Genomic DNA, 18,101 nt, shown 5'->3' on the forward strand with positions numbered 1-18,101 from the left:
CCTACACGAGTTTGAGGGGCAGCAGTTGCAGCGGCACAGCATCGCCGCGTTGCGCGGTGATGTGCAGGCGCAGCCCGGACCCCATCGCGAGCTCCTTCTGCGCCGACCATAGGGCCGTGGCGCGCTGCTTCGCCTGCGCATTCACGGCGAGCAAATGGAATTCCTTCGGGCTCATGAGGTCCGGTAGGAGATACCTTGGCTGGCTGAGTTGCTCCATTGCGATGAGCGGCGTGATCGGCTTGTCTATCAAACCGGGCAGCCATGGAACGTCGAAATCCAGTGCCCCTCCCGGGTATGGCCACCGCTTGTGCAGCAAGGGCTCCAGCCGGTCGCAGACGAGTGTGGCAATCAGCCGTGGGGCAGGATCGTTGCCGTGGTGCTTGGCCCACGCGTCGAACGCGTTGATGAGCTGGGTCCACTCCGCGTCATCCCTCGGTTTGACGACCTCCATCCGGTAGAGCTGTGCAGCGGGTAGCGGTTCGAAAAATTTCGTCTTGTCGTGCGCAACGCCGATGCCATCGGACACCAGGCGCTCCCAGAGTTGCGCTGCCCATGCGAGCCGCTGTTCACCGCTTGCCTGCGGCAAGCGATCGAGCAGCACCGTCAGCCACGCCAGCGACCAGCCGCCAGGCACGCGCAAGGCGCCATCTGCGCCCCGGGCGATTTCGGGGAATGCGTCCGCCGGCATGCCTGGCAAAGTGAGCCCTTTTCCAAGTGGTGAGAGCATAACGCGCAGCGCGCGACCGCTTTTTTCCGGAGTGGCCGTGACTTGCCAGTCGCGCGAGATCGGCATCACTTTGTACGGCTGCTGTGCGTCGGGCGCTGCCCTGACCACGCGCGCGAGCGGGTCCACCGCGGCGCGCGGTTCTCCTTGCGCCGGCCGGGGCGGAGCAACCAGGTCTAATTGGTAGATCACCCCAGGGTCAGGCACGCGTGCAACATCGTCGCGCCAGAGGCTCTCCGTCACGGGATCAGTGGTGTCGCGGTATTGCAGCAAGTCGATCCGCCGGCCGAACACGGCGTGGGCGGTAGCTCCGTCGGCGACTTCCACGTCCATCGCGCGAACGCCTGTTCCATCGACCTCAGTCTCTCCAGTCCAGGAGTGGCCGCCGATCAGCGATCGAGTGCCCGTGGCCCTGTCGATGAGGACCAGCCGCGCGGCTGGATTCGGCAGGGCGGCCACGGCGGGCACCGACACCTCCGTTCCCGCGCCGGCGGCCACGGCGGCGAATGTCCGATACCAGTGCGGCAGGTAGCTGACGAGCCGCACGCGCGCACGCTCGAACGCCAGTAGCGGGCTGGCAAGGGAGTCGATGGCGGCTATCGCGGCGACATCCGGTGGGACACGCGCGACATCATCAAACGTCGGAACGCGCGGCAGCGCACGAAGGAATGCCTGGCACCACGCCGGGTCTGCGGGCGTTCCAAGCTGCGTGAAGAGCTCGCCAGCGTGCGCGAGGTTGCGCTGGGCAGGTGCATTGGCGCGCGCGATCCTGCGCTCCGGATGATGGGGGAGCAATAGCACACTACTAAGACCTGGGTCGATGCCGAGCCGGGTCGCGCCAGGCCCGGGCGACTCGTGGGGCTGGGTCGCGACGAGCCCGTTCGGCGTGCGCCACCACACGACGTCCTGGAGGCGGCCAAGCGCGATGAGCGCCGGCGGCAGCACCGGCGCAGTTCGCTCCACGCTGGCGACGACGAAAGGAAGGACGTCGTTCGCAGTGTCCGCACCACGCTGCGCCACGACACAATGGCCGGCGGCCTCGAGCACGGACGCATAACGCCACTGCGGCGTGACCGCATAGGCAAACTGGTGCGCGTAGCCGTCCGCCTCCGGAATCACGATGCGCGCGCGGCCATAGCGGTCCTGGGCCACCATTACTGGCTCGTTCGCCTCCGTCGCCGCGTAGGCGCACGTCACGGTGCCGTCGAGGGGTGCACCCGACGCGTGCTCGAAGAAACGCTGGTTGTACTTCAGCCAGTAAGTGCCAAGCGTCTTTTTTTCCGAGTCCTCATTGTCCGGGTCAAGCCCGAGGACGTTGTTGAGGAGCCTGCAGAAGCGGCTTATCTGTAGTTGAGTCAACTCTGCTTCGTCCACCGCCCATTTGACAGGTGGGAATCGCCCATAGGCATCGGGAAGATCACCGCCAAGTCCCGGCAGCAGGTCTTGATCACCGAGTGTCCCAATGGGATTCCGGTAGCGAATGAACACCACGTGCCCACAGGCGCTACCACCGGCATCCGCCGCCGCGAGCATCGCCATGAGGTCGGCCGGTTTGGCAATTGAGCTGACGTTTGTGTCGCCAGCTAGCATCGCGTCGAAGCCGCCGCCGCCCTTTAGTGCGTCCTCCGTTGCCGATGCCGGCAATCGCTCTACGCGGTACGAGTAGTACTTCACGATCCGGGGCCGAACGCTGATTCGAATCATTGACAGTGCATGGTCGCGCAGCCAGCCATCTTCGGGCGGGCCGAGTGTGCCGTCGGGGTCCGCAGGTGCGTCGAAGGGGACCGTTTGCACAAGCCCGCCGGGCTGCAGTAGCAGTTCCACAGTCAGGAACCTCAGTGCTTCCGTGTGCATCTGCTCGCTTTGAAGTTCCGCAACTGCCTTCTTAAGTTGCTCCTGCAATGCTTCGAACCCAAGGTACGAATCATCGAATGGGTCGAAGAGGCGCAGCGTCACGCCGAGCCCGAGCCTGTCCAGCATCAGCCAGCCGTAGGGGTCCTGCGTATCGTTGGTCGCCGCCATGAACTCATCCATGCTCTTCGCCTTGAGCGAGGGCGGCGGCCTGCGATCTGCCTCCAGTGGCCTGCCATCGGGCGAGCGTCGCATCCGTGTGATGACCGATTCGAGCAAGGGATGCAGCGCGCGGTCGTAGTCGAGCGCCACCTGCTCCCGGAGCAGACTTATTGGCTCAGCGTTCGAGTCAGGCCTGAACATACAGTTTAAGTTCAACTGCCAGGCGCGCAGCTGCAAAGATTGTAGGCCGACGCAGTCTTTATCAAAGGGTGCCTTGTCTTTGTCAACCGGGTAGGCTTGGAGGCGACGAAGCGCGCTACGCAACGACTGTGCCGCGTCATCGACACTGCCCACGAAGTGGAGCTCGTCTTCGTTACGCAGCTCCCAGGCCGTATTGATCGCATCGCGCTTCGCCGTGTTCGCGGGTCCAGCCTTGCGCAGCGCGAATGACCATTGGGGCTCGGGTGAACTTTCGTGGCTTCGCTGGCGATCGATGCGCAGCTTGATCACGTCCGGCACGCCCTTGCGCAGCAGCGCAGCCAGCAGCTCGCGCGATGGCTCGGGGATGACCTCAAAGCGAGGCTGCATCGGCGGCCACTCGATGTACGACTCCGCCGGAGAGTACCATGCGCCGCGTGCGCGCTGCCGTGCGGCTCGGCTCGGGTAGACCGCCTTCCAGTTGGCCACCTCGCCAACTTCCCCCGGAATGAGGGGAATTTTGTCCCGTTCGAGCAGGCGCACTGATGCGACGCGGCGCGCAGACGTCCACGCTGTTGCGGATTCGGCGGCGTTGGGCGCTTCGGCCCCGTCCAAGTCCAGCCGGAGGATATCGAATCCCGCCAGCATGCGGTAGCGCGCTAGACCGACAGTATCCAAGCCTGGTGGCGTGACGTTCCACATCAGTTGCGTCGCGGCGCCGAAATCGGGATGCGGCACGCACACCGCTCCTTTGACGTCTGGTACGACTAGAATTGCCCGTCCCGCATCGACGGGCTCCAGGCTTTGCGCCGCCACCGGCTCGAGGACCGTCGCCTCGTCACCCTCCGCTTGCCGGATGTACTCGAATGCGCCGGGACGCAGTCCGATGAACCGCTGCGTTGAACCGGGAGTCGTGCGCAACTCCACGTTCAGCTCGACCTCCACGCATGCCGACTCGACCAGGACACGCCCAAGGTCCTTGCATTGGTCCTTTTCGCACACGACCTGCTGCGCGAGGATACGCCACGCCCGGGGGTTCGACGTATCAGCGAGTACCTTGCGCACTGCGTCGGCGGCGGCGTTCTCTAGCTTTAGCCGCAGCACGTCGTCCTGGTCCGGTTGCGTCGTAGCGCGAATACAAATTTCGACGTCGCCGGGCTGCGTGACCGAGCTCGATCCCAGCCAGCCCCCAAGGCTGCGCTGCGTCTCCGCGTCCGAGCCGTACTGGCCAGACGGAATGATCTCCTGTGGCCGAAGCAAAAGCCGCCAGGCACGCTCGCCGCCGGCCGGAATCGTCTGGTTCTTGACGCTTAGCTCGAGCACGACCTGAAGGCGCTTCTCCGGTTCCTTGGACGGATCGATCGTGAAAAACGCCCTCGCCTCGCGTAGTGCCTCCAGTTCGGGCCAGCCGCCGAAAGGCAGCACGAAATTGCTGTACATCCTGCCACGTGTGTTGCTCACGCACACGGGCGTGATCGAGTAGCGGACCAGCGCGGCTGTACCCGCTTCCCGCAGTTCCTTGCGCTGCGCAGGAGTGAGATCCTCGAATTCGTCAGTGAACTGCCACTCGCCGCGCACGATGCGTCGCTTGGTGTCGGACACGTTATTGGGGCCCGCTGCGCTGTCGGCGTCGGCACGCTTGACGCATATCGGGTCGGATTCGATCGTGCGACTAGGGAGCTCGATTGATCGGCGGATTTCGCTGTACTGTAGGTAGTGCTCGACATTATCGCCGTGCTTCCATTGGAGTTCCCAGTCCAGTCGCACCTTGCCGCCACTGCAGTCGCTTTGCGGTAACGAAAATGTCGGCGACGCCTTCTCGAACGTCTTCGAGGGCGGATTGAAGACCTTGCAGCCCATCGAGGGGAGCCAGTGGTTCGCCAACTGCTCATCAGCGACCCGCTTTTTTACAAACGCTACTGGCGCATCCTCGCTTGCTCCATTAAGGACTTTCCGGCGCACGAGGAACGTCAGGCCGAGGTCCAGAGCATGTGCCTGCTGCGGCGTCGCGCCGTCGGCGGCGTAGCTGAACAGGTCCGATACAAACTTGTGCAGCAGAAAGTCTCGCGCCTCATGGCAACGCCGGTCGGCGGGATCGATATGGATGGCGTTTGCGTAGCGCCGTTGTTGCTCGACATGGGCATCCACCATGTCGCCGGACCGCGTCGAGTCGCTGATGAGCACTGCCTCAAGCCGGGTAGCTGGTTCGTAGTACGGCGCGCTCTGCTGCGGACGTTGCGCAGAAGTGCGGAACGCGGCGAAGAACAGGTCGCCAAGATTCGCCTTGCCCGTGTCCGGCATCGGACCGATGGCCCCCTTGTCCTTCGTCGATTCCTCATAAGTCAATGCCGCATTCCAGCGCACTGTGGTCTCGATATGGGCGACGTCGGCCGCCGCCACCGGCACCCAGTTGCCGTTGCTCCACCGATAGATGTCGGTGTCGCCGCTGATCGGAAGGCCCGAGAGGTCCACGCAGTGGTCCGGGGCGGGGATGACCCCGAGCGGAAACGTGATATTGGGAATCGGAGGCGCCGCATAAAACGACGCCCGCTTGTCAGTCCGCGCGTCCAGGGGCAGGAAGGTCAGGTAGACCCACTCCGAAGGATCCAGATCCACACGATCCGCGGGCGGCACTCTGGGATAGGTCGCCACAATATGGAAGTCCGTCGGACCGATCGGATTGCACTTGCTTTCGCCTGGCCTCACAAACGCCTTTGGAAGCGCTTCCTCTTGCGGCACCGGAGCCAATTGGTCGGGATGTGAGTTCGCGCTGCCAGCAATGGCCTGCGCGTCGCGGCGCACCGCGCCGGTCTGTTGTACCTTCTCCAGTGCCTGGTCCTGTCGTGCGAGCGTCGGCGATACGGACGGCACCGGCTGCTCTAGCCCAACCTGCATGAATTGCGCGACGCGGGCAGCCGCCGCGTCGACCAGGCCGGTGTTGGACGCGAGACCGATTGAAAGCCCCAGCGACCGGCCAAAGACCGACACGGCAATCGTCGCCCGCACGCGCGTGCCGAGGCTGCCGTCGCCGCGGATCGCAAGCTCGGCCAGCACGTCCACCTGCAGCGACAGCGAGAACGACGCGCGGATCGTTATCTTGCACAGCCAGGCATCAATCTCCAGCCAGGCAGAGACGGAGAACTGGACACGTATCTGCAGCGAGAACAGTGAGTAATACAGCGAATCGGAGGCGCGGCGCGCGTCCAGGTAACCGATGATGCGTGCGGTGATGGCGGCGTACACGGACGCCGAGACGGCGATGCCCACGACACCCGCATCGAGGGCGCCCGACATCGCGAAAGTGAGCTGCCCCTCAAGGTTGAGACCGACGAGAAGGCTATCCTCGTGAATGCGGAAGATCGCGCCGCCAGCAACCGTGAGGTTGGCGCCGGCGATGTTCTTGGTCCATCGAATACGGTTGGGCCAGCCGAGCTCCATGTGCAGCAAGCCGGGCCGAATGTACAGCGTGGCCTCGTACTCGATCTCCTTCAACGCATTCTTGAACGCATCGGGTAGTGCGAGGCGCGGGCCAATTTCCGCGCCCTTGGTACTCTTCAGGCGCGCAAGGAATTCGCTTCGCGAACCCACCAGCACGATGTAGCCGGTCATTGCCTGCTTGCCCACGAGCTGATTTCCGCCGATATTTCGATTCGAGTCCCAATCGTGGTAGTTCCACCCCAGCCATGCCTGAGCGGTCATGACGAACGTCGTGTTACGCATCGCCATGAGCGCGTTCAGCAGCAGGACGTTTGGCAACTCCTTTTCCTCGTCGGGCTTCCAGACAACCGTCTCGGTCGGCGCCGACGCGCTGCTCATTGAAATCATCGCGCGCGCCACGAGTGTGAGCCCGTCGGTATTGTCGAGCGCCCAGGCCTCCAGCCTCGCCGGCTCGACTGCCTCGGATGCAATGGCGTCGAGCTTCGCGAGGATCGGCGGCAACGAAGTGGCCTGGTCGATCTCCTTGATGGCGACGTAGGTGAAGTGGTAGCCAAGGCCAAGGCCGATCTCACGCAGGTAGAGGGGGACAGGCCCGAGCTGAAAATAGTAGCTTAAACGCTGCACTTCGATGTACACAAACCAGGCGCGCTTGGGCGCGGCCCAACTGCTGTCGAACACCTCGACGAATCCGAAAGACGCTGCCATCGGCGGAAAGCCCTGGATCGCGATGCGGCCCTGCCCCATAAACCCATTGGCTTTGAGCGAATCGTCCGGCCGGCGGGACTCGAGGACATTCAGCGGCATCCGGCCATCGACGGCGACCGCCTTTCCCTCGATCTCAAACGCGCTGCCGAGGCGGATCGCTACGCCCAGTCCCTCACACCGGATCCGCGGCAGGAATCCGGCTGCTGGCGGCGCGATGTAGAGTTTGTGGAAATCGCACTCGACGCGCACCACGTCACCCACATCCGCGAACTCACACTGGCCCCCGATGACGAGGGCCGGCGTCGGGTCGCCGAAAATCTTGCAGTTTGGCTCGAAGCCGATGCTGCGCACCTCGAATTTGAACAGGTCGAACAGGTTTGCGCGCGCCGGATTGTCGAGCGCGACCACGAAGGAGAGGTTCAGTTTTCGCAATTCGCGTTCGATGATTTCCGATGGGCCGCACACCGGGCAGTCGGTAAAGCTCAGCTCCACGCCGGCGAGCTTCTTGAACATGCCGTTGGCAAGCTCCGACACCTCCGGCCTGAACTCTGCGCAGCCGCTGACAAACGCGCAGAAATGAAGCCCGCCGGCGTCATCTTCGAACACGCGAACGCCCAGCCCGTCGAGCGTGAAAACGAAGTGTGTCTGCTCGCATCGGAACGGCTTGCCCTTGTTGACAAGGTCGAGACTGCCATCGATCAACGCGAACCTTTTGCCGCGCATCCCAAAACTCAAATGCAGCTGCGAATCGACATCGCCAAGCAGCGCTGGCGGAAGCTTGCCCGTGGCCGTGAGCGCAAACGCCGCCACGCGGCTGTCGCGCACACTCAGGCGTGCGGACTTGAACGTGAAGTCCGTGCCCAGGCCGTTCAGCGGAATTGTCGCATCAGCTTCGAGCGCCGCGTCGAGATCGAGCCCGCCTCCATGCATCACGAAGTTGCTGACCTTCAAGACAAGTGACTTGCCGGCGGGGCTCAGCTCCCCGAACTGCAATCTCAGTTCGACACCCTCCTTGACGTACAGCCGCGAATCCGTTCCGCCGAGGTCGAGCACCAGCTGGTCGGCCGTCACGCGCTTGCCGCTCGCTTTGTCATAGAAGTTGCCGCTCATCCCGAGCAGGCTGAACTTGCCCTCATCGACCGTGATGGCAATCGCGCCGGTGCTGACGCGCGCGGTCAGGGTTCGGGTTTCCACCTCCAGCCCGACTGAGGCCTCGATCACGCTGCCCACTGTATTGATTTCGACATCGAGAGCGGTTCGAACCATGCCTCCGTCCTTCCTAGGCGGGTAAATCTTGTCGATCCTGATATACTGCTTCAGCGTGTCCAACACGCCCCCAGCCTGGCTTGGATCATCCTTTGGCGCACTGAGGAAGGGCAGCAACTTGCCGACTGCATCGGGGTTGAGTGTGAACCTCTCTTCGAAGCTGTCGTCCAACTCAATAAGCTCGAAGCTCCGGAAGCCGACCGACGGGTTACCATTTGCCGGGGGCAATGCCGGCTGCAAGCCGTGCAGGAAGGTGGCCCGGTTGCCGCGGATACCGAAAGGCACGACGCTAACACGCCCCGCCGCGGACGCCTTGTGGGCAATGTCCACTGCGATCAGGTGGGGTGTCTTGCCCGGCTGGGGCGCCAGCTCACCTGTAGGTCTTTCGGATGAGGCTGTGCCGAGCCAGAGGTCGGTCGCAATGGAGGCCACAGGATGCTGACCGCTTGTATCCACGCTCGCAATGGCGAATGCATCCCTGCGGCCCTCACGCAAATCGAGCAGCACGGCAAGGTCGACATCGGCGGGAACCTTGACTTGGAATCCCATGCGTTCCCAGTCGAGCGATCCATCCTGCATGGAACGGTGCACGCTGAAAAGAACCTGCTGCAAGTTGCCAGTCTTGCGGTCAAGCACCAGGGTCACATCTAGGCCACTGAGCGCATCTGCCAGCTTGGCCGCAAGCGCCTCCAGCGCGCGTAGCGCGAACTGTGCGAGCCCTGAAAGCGCGCGACCGGCCACAGCGAGTACCTCGGCCAGCAACGCTGCAAAGTTTCTGAGGGTCGGCAGGAGATTCGGTGTGGGTATGCCGGGTACCCCGAGGCGAATCGAAAAACCGTCGGGAAGATCGCTGACAAGCGTTTCAAGCGGGAAGTTCGTGTCGACGAGCCAGACCTTCCGCGACACGTTATTCCCGTGGGAATCAGCGACGCTACCAACAAGCTTCTCGCCTTCGAACGGAAGCGTGGCGGCAACGGTCACGCTCTTCGTCTTATCGGTAACCGAGCGCACGGCAAGCCGGATCTCCAGCCAGCCGAAGACCATCGCGTCTCCATTCTGCTTTACGAGGAGGTGCAGTTGTCCCTGTTGAACATCAAGCTCAAGCGGGTCGAGGGCACCGGGGAGTCGGATGCTGAACGGGATGCAGGCGAGCTTCGGCAATGCGGCAACATACTCGAACTCGAGTGCACCACCTTTCTGACTGACTTCAATGTTCCCCCAGACGGCCTTGTTTCCGGCAAAAGCCAGCTCGATGCCTTCGATGGTAAGCACGAACTCGAGCTTGTTGCCGGCGGATACGCTGCCGTTAAACGTCGCCGCCTTGTGCGTGATGGTCACCAGCATGAAGGGCAACGCTGGAAGGCGCACCTCCGGCCAGGTTAGACTGGTGGAACCAAGCTTCGCCCAATCGAAGTCGGGCAGCGGAATCGCCGGAAGTCGGAATGGAAACTCCGGGATCAGCAGCGTGAATTGCGGGACGAGACCATCGACGACGAACTCGAGCGAGAGTGTCGTCGAAATGACCGCGCCGGATATCTTTACCTCACAATTCGCCAGCAGTTTCAGGTTTGCCTGAAGCGCCGCCTCCTCGGTCACGTACTCGCGCACGTTGAGCATGAACAACGCGGACACGTCCGAGGCCCCCGATGGGAGCAATTCCACGCCGTTGAGCATGACCCCGCGACCGACGGAGGTCGGGAGCTTCACTTCGATGCGGGAAAGCCGATCCACAAGCGCATGCCACCGGTCTTCGAAGGCGGTCCCGTCGGCGATCAGACGCGCACGTATCTCGGCGAAGGTGAGCAGTCTCGTGCCACCTTGCGCGAGGAGTTCCTGCGGAATCGCGATCGGCGACTCAATCGCAAGCGCCAGCCTAGAATTGGGCCCCGACCTGATGTGGATCACCTTGGCGATTGCGGAATCATCGAGGTGCACCGCGAATGGCACCTTGCCGCTTGCAGCGACTAGAACGAGCTCGGGCACGCACCTTCTCCTTGGCAACGCCACAACTTGTGGGGCGATTCTCTTTGCGATCCACCACTTCTTTATCGGGCCGGTCTAGACCTCGTCGAACGAGCCAGATAGCGCGTCACTCGCCGGACCTGCAGCCGCCGCGGGCTCGAAGGCGGCTGCTTTCCCAAGGAGGATGGAGCCAGGCCAAAACCCCAATACGAACGACACGGGGGCCGTCTGCTAACCTGTATATCGATGCAGGAACCCTAAGGTATACTGCGAACGGCTTGTCAGGCCCATTGCTCGCCGAATCGTCGGATCCGGCGAGCTAGTACCCACGCTTCACCGCCAAGTCCCCCGAACAATGCGAGCGACAACAATGCGGGCGCCCAGCTGCAAGCTCCCTCCTCTACCAGTAAACAGCGGCGCGCTGTCACGACGCTGGGGATTGGACGCGGGCCTAGATGACGCATCTCCTAATCGCCCTTGTAGATTAACGGGACGAGAAATGTCCACCCGAGCATAACCAAGGAGGCCACCCGCGCGTCCCAGATTGACGAGTATGTGAAAATGTCACCCATCGAATAGACCCAGACGAGATACGTCCGGATGGTGGGACCGACCCCAATATCACCTGTTTCCCAGCCATGTATAGCGCCACCAACTCGCCTGGAATAAGCTTCACCAGCCTTTCGCGATAGTCCTTGGTGGGATCAGGTTGCGGATCGCTTCGCAGATTGATTCGCAGGCTCATGAAACCTCTCTTGTTATTCGTGCGCTACCTACGGACATCAAGCGCACGGGGCACATAGGCACTTAACGAGGCTGGTTGCCCTTACACTAAACCAAGTTCCGGTGGTGATCCGAGTGGAGTCTGCTAAGTCGAGACTGACGTCATCAAGTCACATCATGGCCCAATTGGTGGCATAACGTTGCCCCCTCAAGAGTACCCCACTGGCCAATGACCCTAATAATTTAGGACAGGTCGACACCATGTTCCCTAATCCAGAAGTATTACCCCTTGCGGGTGAATCAACCTATCTGCCTGCCCGAGATTACTTGACAACTACAATTGGCCTCTCGACGAAGATTCGGCATTTACCTCCGTTTTGGCTCGCTCTCCCACCACGGCAAAGCATTACGGGGGACATTGGGCCACCTCCAACAGAAAAGCCCGCGCGGCGGAACCGGGCGGGCTTTCGAATCTGGTTGCGGGGAGCAGCCCCCTAAGCCCAGGCCGGGCTGGCCCGACAACCATGATTCTTTATAACTCCGCATGAGGGTCCAAACTGTATTGAAAAATCATTATTTCTATTTTGCTTCTCGAATATTTATCATTCAATGCAGCAATGAAATGGAAAGTTATTTATGAGAATATACCGATAACAAGCATCGCCTTTGATCGTCCAATAATATTTGGTTGTGACTTTATTGTTTGCTTTAATAAATTAAAACTTCCGCGCACCATATTAATGAAGTGCGACTCATATTCTTCTCGCGCGAACGTCATTCGATTCGGTAGATAACTAACGTTTGCCCAGTTAGATCGACCTGCTGGCCACAACGCGGGTTTGTGTGACCATACACCTTACCTCCATTAGGCCCCATGATGTCAGCCAACACCATTGCATGGTCCGTAGCAAGTCCAAACCAACTTACGACGAAGCAGAAATCTCCCTCGCGAGTTTTGGAGATATCGCCAATCTTTTTGACATTGGTATACTTGGCTGCCGCATTCTTGAATGCGGCAGCAAGCTCCGCAACACGAATACATACTCCGTTATAACAGGTCACGCTCGGCAGATTAACGATAATGCTGCTTTTTGATAGACCGTGTGCAACAAAATGAGTGCAATCGTTATCGAATTGACCATCTGGGCAATCATTTCCGCCACCAAGGGGACAATATTCCCCATAGTATGCCTTCGCCTTTGTCCAGTCGAATGGTAGCGCCGCAACGTCCGCTCCATTGCGAGGCACAAGCAAAAGCTCGCTGGAGAGGGATCCAAGTTGCGAGGAAAGAGTCGCAGCGAATTCGACGTCCTCGATCACTGAGACCAGGTTCGCTGATTGGCTTGCGGGCGACATAACGCTCCTCAAGTTGGATGAGCTATAAAAAATAGCCAACATCCGTCACGATAGAAAATCGTGAACGAAGAAAATTTAACCACAAGGTTACGATTCGCAGGGTAGACATAGAGCAATCCTGCAATGGCCGTACCAGAAGTCTCTTCGAAATTTACGCACAACAGCAAAGAGACATTTAACCTTCGGAAAACTGGTTGATGCGAAGTATAGGAAGCGCCGGAACTTCTGCAAGATATTTTTGGGCTACCTTGTAAGCTTACGGTTTGTGCCAAGGTGGTTGTCGCATCCGTCGCCATGCTTATTCTCGTACTTAAGAGTCCCACCGCAGATCTGTCCCTGTTTAGGTAGGCCAGCTGCACCAAGATCCAATCCCCATTCCAGTCGAGAAGCGCTGCGAATATCAAAAGCGTGCGTCTTGGAACACCGCCGCTCGTCTTGCCAATCGGAGCCTCGGCAGAGTCGAGCGTTCGGGCCGGAAGCGGCATGGCACGATAGCCGCGATGCCGTAGCGACAGCATTCTCTTTCATCTAGCCGCCGGGGATGCGTCCCAAGCCACCCAAGATAAGCCGACAAGATATATCGCAATTTTTCTTTCACGATCTTGCCCGTCATGCCGAATATCCGGCTGCATTCACCCGTCAGCGTAAGCTCACCCTGCCAACCCTGATCACCTTTATGCTTGGCAACTTGCGCATGGGGGTCCAAGCCGAACTCGATCAATTCTTTGCCCGACTCGGCCGCCAAAATACCTTGTGCCGAGGCGTCAGTGAACAAGCGTTCGCCCAGGCGCGCAGCAAACTCAGCGGCGATGTCTTTGCTCACCTCAATGACTGGCTGCTTCAGCAAGTTTCCGAACATTTGCCGCGCTGGCATGGCTTTCGGCTGGTCGCCGCGGACGCCTCACACTTGCGCTTTGCCATCCGCGACAGCCATCTCCCTCTAGTCGCCGCCCGCGATCAACTCGCCTTCGGCCTGTACCTGCCTGAGGCCGAGATCATGCTCACCGCCTCATTGCACAGCGTGCACGAGAACGAACGCCAGATTCTGTTTGAGCATCTGGACTGCCTGCAATCCGACGACTTGCTTCTCCTCGACCGCGGCTACCCAGCCCGCTGGCTGGTGGCCGTGCTCAACCAACGAAGCGGATAGAAGAAGGTCGGGACGCCAGGTCCCACGCGCGCGACAACCGGCTTCACGTTGGCCCAGGCGGTTCCAGGGCAGGTGCGCAGAATTGGAGGAACTTCAAGCACAATCAAGCACAGTTACACGAATGCCGGGCCTGTAGGGTGGGCAGGCGCGCAATAACCCGCGCGCCCGCCGAGTTCGTCTCTGTCAGCTGCGTAAGCGGTATTTCGCATGATGCCTTCCTTAAAGACGAACCGATGCGATGTAGGAATTTTAGGCTCCGCGTTATCGCGTCCCCTTTCATAGCATCTATCCGGCTGGCGCGTGGCCAGCCTTCATCCTATATGCGCGTTCCGCTGGAATTTCTCCAGGGACATGCCCCATCTCTAGGAGTCGGTTGCTTTGGCAACCCGCCAAATTCACGGGCATGTTCACCCCAGACCGCATGTGCTGCGTACTGGCCTGACGTCACGTTACCGCTTCGCTGCTGAACTGGATGACCTAAGCCGGTTTCAGGTATGCTCCTTCGGGAATCACGCCGTCCTTCAGATAGCGCCACAGCGCAATCGCGAGGCGCCGTGCGACCGCGACGATCGCGATGCGCCGCGCGCGGCGATTCGGTCCCGTGCCCTGCGTGCGCTGATTGAACCACTGCGCCAGCGCGCTGTCGGGCTGGTAGCGCAGCCAGGACCACGCCATCTCGACCAGTAACGAGCGCACCCGTCGGTTGCCTTGTTTACTGATGCCCTGATCTACCTTGCTCTCGCTGCTGTCGTAGGGCTGGGTACCAGACCAACGCATGCGCCGATTTCGCGCCGGTTGTGGAATTCTCGCCAGAATAGCTCTAGCGCGAGGCGTGACGCGCCCACTTCGCCAATCCCCTTCAGACGCGCTAGGTCATCGCTTCGCTTGCGCGCGGCTGCCGGCAGGCTCGCCTGCCGCGTCTTCTCCAGCGCCGCGAGTTGCTGCTCGGCCAGGGCCAACCGTTCGCATTCGCGCAGTAGCCGCTCACGCAGCTCAGGCGGCAGCGGCGCGCCGTCGTGGCACCTCACCTCGTTACGCGCGAGCCGGCCAGCGAACGCCTTGCGGTCGACGTCATCCCAGCAACCAAGCGTGACCAGAAGTTTGTGCATCCGGTCGCGATGCTGCAGCACTTCCTTTTGCAGTTGCCCGCGATCGCGCGTCAGCTGGCGTGATGCTTCGTCCTGGAGCGACGGCACGTGAACTACGTGCATGCGGTCGCGCTCGCCGCGCAGCCATGCACGCAGGTTGATCACCAGTTTGATGACATCGAGCCGGTCGGCCTTCGCGCGTCGCTTGTGGCGCTCGACCGGGATGCTGGCCGGATCGACGACGTAGCACTCGACGCCGCGCGCCTGCAGCGCACGATAGATCCAGAACGCCTCCTGGCCGGCCTCGTAGCTCACGACGATACGGACGTCCGCCGGCAACGACCACTTCTCCTTCTGTGCTTCGATCAGGTCCAGGACCGCCTGAAGGCGCACGGCGGCTTGCGGTTGCGCGACCGTATGCACAGCCGGCTGCTCGCGCCGGCTATCGTGCAGCGCGACCTTCCACTTGCTCGCGGCCAGCTCCAGTGACACCGCCAGCACGACCTCTTCGGATTGCGTTGGATATGCCTGATCTTTGCGCATGATGCTCTCCTGTGAATAAGGCTCCGCATGCTGATTTTAGGCGTCAGTTCGTCGAGGGCTTAGACGCTTCATAGGATCTCTTCGGGGCTGGCCTCAGCGTCCAGATCCCAGCCCAGGCTTTCCAGGCGGCGCAATGCCGGATGGGGACAGCCGTGCCACAGGTGCCACTTGGCGCTATGCAGCGCCTTGATCAATGCCGCGTTGGTCGGGCCGTCGCTGTGGGCCGGCCGGCCCTTGATCATCTGTTCGAGGTTCTGTACCCGCATGGCGATGTGGAACCAATCAAGGACGTACTCACCGCGGTCACCAAAACCGAGCTGCGCAAACCGTACGGTATCCCCGCCGTCCCGCCGTCCGACAGGAAGGTGACCGGTTGACGGGGTTGCACACCTTCTCGTAGCAGGAAGGTCCACATACGATCGGCCGGTCGGCGCTCCAGTTTATGCACGTAGGCAAAGCTATGCCCACCATCCTGATCCCGCAGGGACTTCCCGACGATCACTTCAAACCAGCCGTCCTGGCGGCGCCGGTGTCCAGCTCGCCGAAGGAAGCCGCCGTCAATGCCAACGGCGCGAAGCGGACTGGGCTCGGGGACATCTTGCAAACGGGTGCCCGCGGCAATCTCCCCTCTCTCGGCACGGGCGGGATCGCGGCGGCACCGTCCCTGGGTGCTGGTGCGCAGACCACCTTGTCCTACCGCGGCGCCGCGTTGGGCGCTGATCAGGAGGCGGTGTTGGCCATCGCCAAGAAGGAATTCAGGCAGCTCATCCCGCTGAATTTGAACACGCTCAACCCCGAGGAGACGGTGAACTTGCTCGCCGGCACGGGCTTCACGCCCTCCGACCAGTCCTGCCCATACGGCGCGGAAAAGGCGCAGCTGCGGCCATGCCATCTCGTGCGGTACATCTTCAGCAGCCCGTCGGATGGCGCGAAGTTGGCAACCGTGGAGGTCACCCAGTCGTTCGATGTGCCACTCCAAGGAAGTGTTCATTAAGGCGTTGCACGACACCTATGGGCCGGCCAGGCTCCGGTTCACCGATACGGAGCGCCGACCGTCAGGCGGATCGATGACGGCCGAGTCGATCCTCTGGGGTGGTAGCCGGACCCCGGCGCAGGGATTCCGCAGCACGTACCTAGCGGCCGAGCGCGACCTGATCGGCGGTCGCTATGTCACCGCCGAGGTCCTCAGCAATCAGGGGATGGCCCACGGCTACCGCTTGCGGATCGTGGACACCGACGCTATGGCCCGCACGATGGCGTTCATGATGGAGGCGCACAGGGTCGCGCAGGAGCGCCGCCGCAGGGAGGCGGCCGAGAAGCTGAAATTCTGAGCACCATCTGCGCGCCCACATAGCAAAAAGCCCGGCACACGACCGGGCTTCTTCATTTGCAGGGCAGGCTCACTGGGGGTTGAGCATGCGCACGACCTGCAGCGGGATCACGAAGCCTTGCGCCGACTGGAAGGACTTCGACTTCTTGTAGACGGGTTTGAGCAGCTCTTTGAAATCTTCCCCGAGTTCGCCGGCCTTCTTCAACTTTTCGGTCAGGGCTACCGCAGGCCGAGTAAAGCCCCGCAGGCTTTTGTCGTCGTCGCGCTCAATGAGATGGAAGACCTCTTCGCGCGAAACGTGGCCGCCATTGTCGGCCGCCTGCATGATGACCCTGCGGGTCTCGACCCGCAGCGACTTGATGGCGTCGACGAGATTCTTCACGTTCCCCCAGCCCGCATCCTCGATCAGGCCCATGCGCAGATTCATGAGGTTCTGTTCAGCCAAGGCTCGATACTCCTCGTCCGTCGATTTGATCGGCGGCCAGGCATGGACAGGCTGCGGCGTGCTGGTGGGTGCGCTGGGGGCCGCGCTGATCGGCGCGCTAGGGACCGCGCTGGCCAGTGCGCTGGTGCTCGTGATCGACCCCGGGGGAAGCAGTTCGATCAGCTTTTGCAGCAATCCGGGCGCCTGCATCGCGGGCACGGTGAAGTTGAGGCCGATGGTCACGGTCGGTTCGGTCATGGCACTACCTCCCTTGTTGGTATGGGAGGTAGTGTGACACCGACGAGGGTATTACGCAAACTTTATATCGTATAAATACAGTATTTACCCCTTTCGTAGTACCCGATGCGGGGATACGGATTGGTGTAATGGCTCAGATACCCTTCCTCCCCGCTTTTTTCCGCACGTATGCAGGTCCCATCGGCCGTGTGCGGCGGCGATCACCCCATGTGGTCGCGTTGTGACACGAGCCAGACGTCGCCCGGGTACAGCCAAGTCCGCTTGTCGGCCAACATCATGCAGTCCCATGCGCCTATGCGCTGGCCGGCGTCGGCAAGACCTGGGCCGCTGGCCTGATGTTCGTGGTGGTCGGCATCAACATCATCGGCGCCCTGATGGCCATTGCACAGCCCAATTCGGCGGCGGGCCCATTGTCGCTGGCGCTGCGCACCCGCGGTGCGCTGCTGGCTGACGCCTTCTCCAAGGTGGTGGTGGCCCAGTTCTGGATCGCGGCGATCAACACGGCATTCACGGCCGCACTGCTCTTCGTGGCATTCCCGATCTTCGACGTGAACATCCCTACGCCGGCTGGCTGGTCCTGCTGACCTTCGCCGCGGGCCTGCTGCCCATCCTGGGCAACCTGATCTGCAACGCCGTCCTGACCCTCGCAGGCCTCGGTATCGGCCCGCATATCGCCGTGGTGTGCCTGCTCTTCCTGGTTGCGGTCCACAAGCTGGAATACTTCATCAACGCCAAGGTCCTGGGCGCCAAGATCAAGACGACGATCTGGGAGTTGCTGATCGTCATGTTCCTGTGCGAAGCGTTGTTCGGCGTGGTGGGCCTGGTCGCCGCACCCCTGTACTACGCCTACACCAAGCTGGAGCTGTCCCGCCTGAAGTGGATCTGACCGGCCAGGTCTTCCGCCTCCAAGCCGCCTACCGGCG

Annotated in this window: 8 protein-coding genes and 2 pseudogenes; 5 read left to right on the forward strand and 5 right to left on the reverse strand. The window is 61.4% G+C overall.

The features are described 5' to 3' along the window. Window position 1 precedes the first annotated feature (1 nt). Window positions 2–10,327: a hypothetical protein gene (locus E0W60_RS36330; RefSeq protein WP_135707685.1), complete on the reverse strand. Its 10,326-nt coding sequence runs from the start codon at window positions 10,325–10,327 to the stop codon at window positions 2–4. A 1,476-nt stretch (window positions 10,328–11,803) separates the two neighbouring features. Further along, window positions 11,804–12,385, reverse strand: coding sequence for a hypothetical protein (locus tag E0W60_RS36335; RefSeq protein WP_135707687.1), 582 nt, complete (start codon window positions 12,383–12,385; stop codon window positions 11,804–11,806). A gap of 541 nt (window positions 12,386–12,926) precedes the next feature. Here E0W60_RS36335 and E0W60_RS36340 point away from each other — a divergent pair. Next, the gene (locus tag E0W60_RS36340; RefSeq protein ID WP_240746149.1) at window positions 12,927–13,535 is read left to right on the forward strand and encodes a hypothetical protein; all 609 of its coding nucleotides are present in this window, start codon (window positions 12,927–12,929) and stop codon (window positions 13,533–13,535) included. A 477-nt stretch (window positions 13,536–14,012) separates the two neighbouring features. Here the strand turns inward: E0W60_RS36340 and E0W60_RS36345 are convergent. After that, a pseudogene (locus E0W60_RS36345) lies at window positions 14,013–15,166 on the reverse strand (IS110 family transposase). Between the two features lie 77 nt (window positions 15,167–15,243). Then, a pseudogene (locus tag E0W60_RS37965) lies at window positions 15,244–15,761 on the reverse strand (ISKra4-like element ISBte1 family transposase); the annotation flags it as partial. A 3-nt stretch (window positions 15,762–15,764) separates the two neighbouring features. Here E0W60_RS37965 and E0W60_RS38520 point away from each other — a divergent pair. Together E0W60_RS38520 and E0W60_RS36360 are read left to right on the forward strand one after the other, a co-directional pair. Beyond that, the gene (locus E0W60_RS38520; protein WP_431189937.1) at window positions 15,765–16,160 is read left to right on the forward strand and encodes a hypothetical protein; all 396 of its coding nucleotides are present in this window, start codon (window positions 15,765–15,767) and stop codon (window positions 16,158–16,160) included. A 73-nt stretch (window positions 16,161–16,233) separates the two neighbouring features. Next, window positions 16,234–16,497, forward strand: a complete 264-nt coding sequence (locus E0W60_RS36360) for a hypothetical protein (protein WP_135707691.1) — start codon at window positions 16,234–16,236, stop codon at window positions 16,495–16,497. 69 nt (window positions 16,498–16,566) lie between these two features. Here E0W60_RS36360 and E0W60_RS36365 read toward each other — a convergent pair whose 3' ends face one another. Further along, window positions 16,567–17,178, reverse strand: coding sequence for a hypothetical protein (locus E0W60_RS36365; RefSeq protein ID WP_135707692.1), 612 nt, complete (start codon window positions 17,176–17,178; stop codon window positions 16,567–16,569). 341 nt (window positions 17,179–17,519) lie between these two features. Here E0W60_RS36365 and E0W60_RS36370 point away from each other — a divergent pair, with 341 nt between their 5' ends. Further along, the gene (locus E0W60_RS36370) at window positions 17,520–17,762 is read left to right on the forward strand and encodes a hypothetical protein (protein WP_167884704.1); all 243 of its coding nucleotides are present in this window, start codon (window positions 17,520–17,522) and stop codon (window positions 17,760–17,762) included. 92 nt (window positions 17,763–17,854) lie between these two features. Next, on the forward strand, window positions 17,855–18,064 hold the full coding sequence (locus E0W60_RS37970; RefSeq protein ID WP_240746150.1) for a hypothetical protein: 210 nt from the start codon (window positions 17,855–17,857) through the stop codon (window positions 18,062–18,064). The last annotated feature ends 37 nt before the right edge of the window (window positions 18,065–18,101 follow it).

The sequence above is a fragment of the Cupriavidus oxalaticus genome, assembly GCF_004768545.1.
GTDB lineage: Bacteria > Pseudomonadota > Gammaproteobacteria > Burkholderiales > Burkholderiaceae > Cupriavidus > Cupriavidus oxalaticus_A.

Coding starts and splice junctions, on each gene's coding strand:
- E0W60_RS36365 (WP_135707692.1), bottom strand. CDS start 17,178: ATGACCGAACCGACCGTGACCATCGGCCTCAACTTCACCGTGCCCGCG.
- E0W60_RS36340 (WP_240746149.1), top strand. CDS start 12,927: ATGCGTCCCAAGCCACCCAAGATAAGCCGACAAGATATATCGCAATTT.
- E0W60_RS36335 (WP_135707687.1), bottom strand. CDS start 12,385: ATGTCGCCCGCAAGCCAATCAGCGAACCTGGTCTCAGTGATCGAGGAC.
- E0W60_RS36360 (WP_135707691.1), top strand. CDS start 16,234: ATGACGGCCGAGTCGATCCTCTGGGGTGGTAGCCGGACCCCGGCGCAG.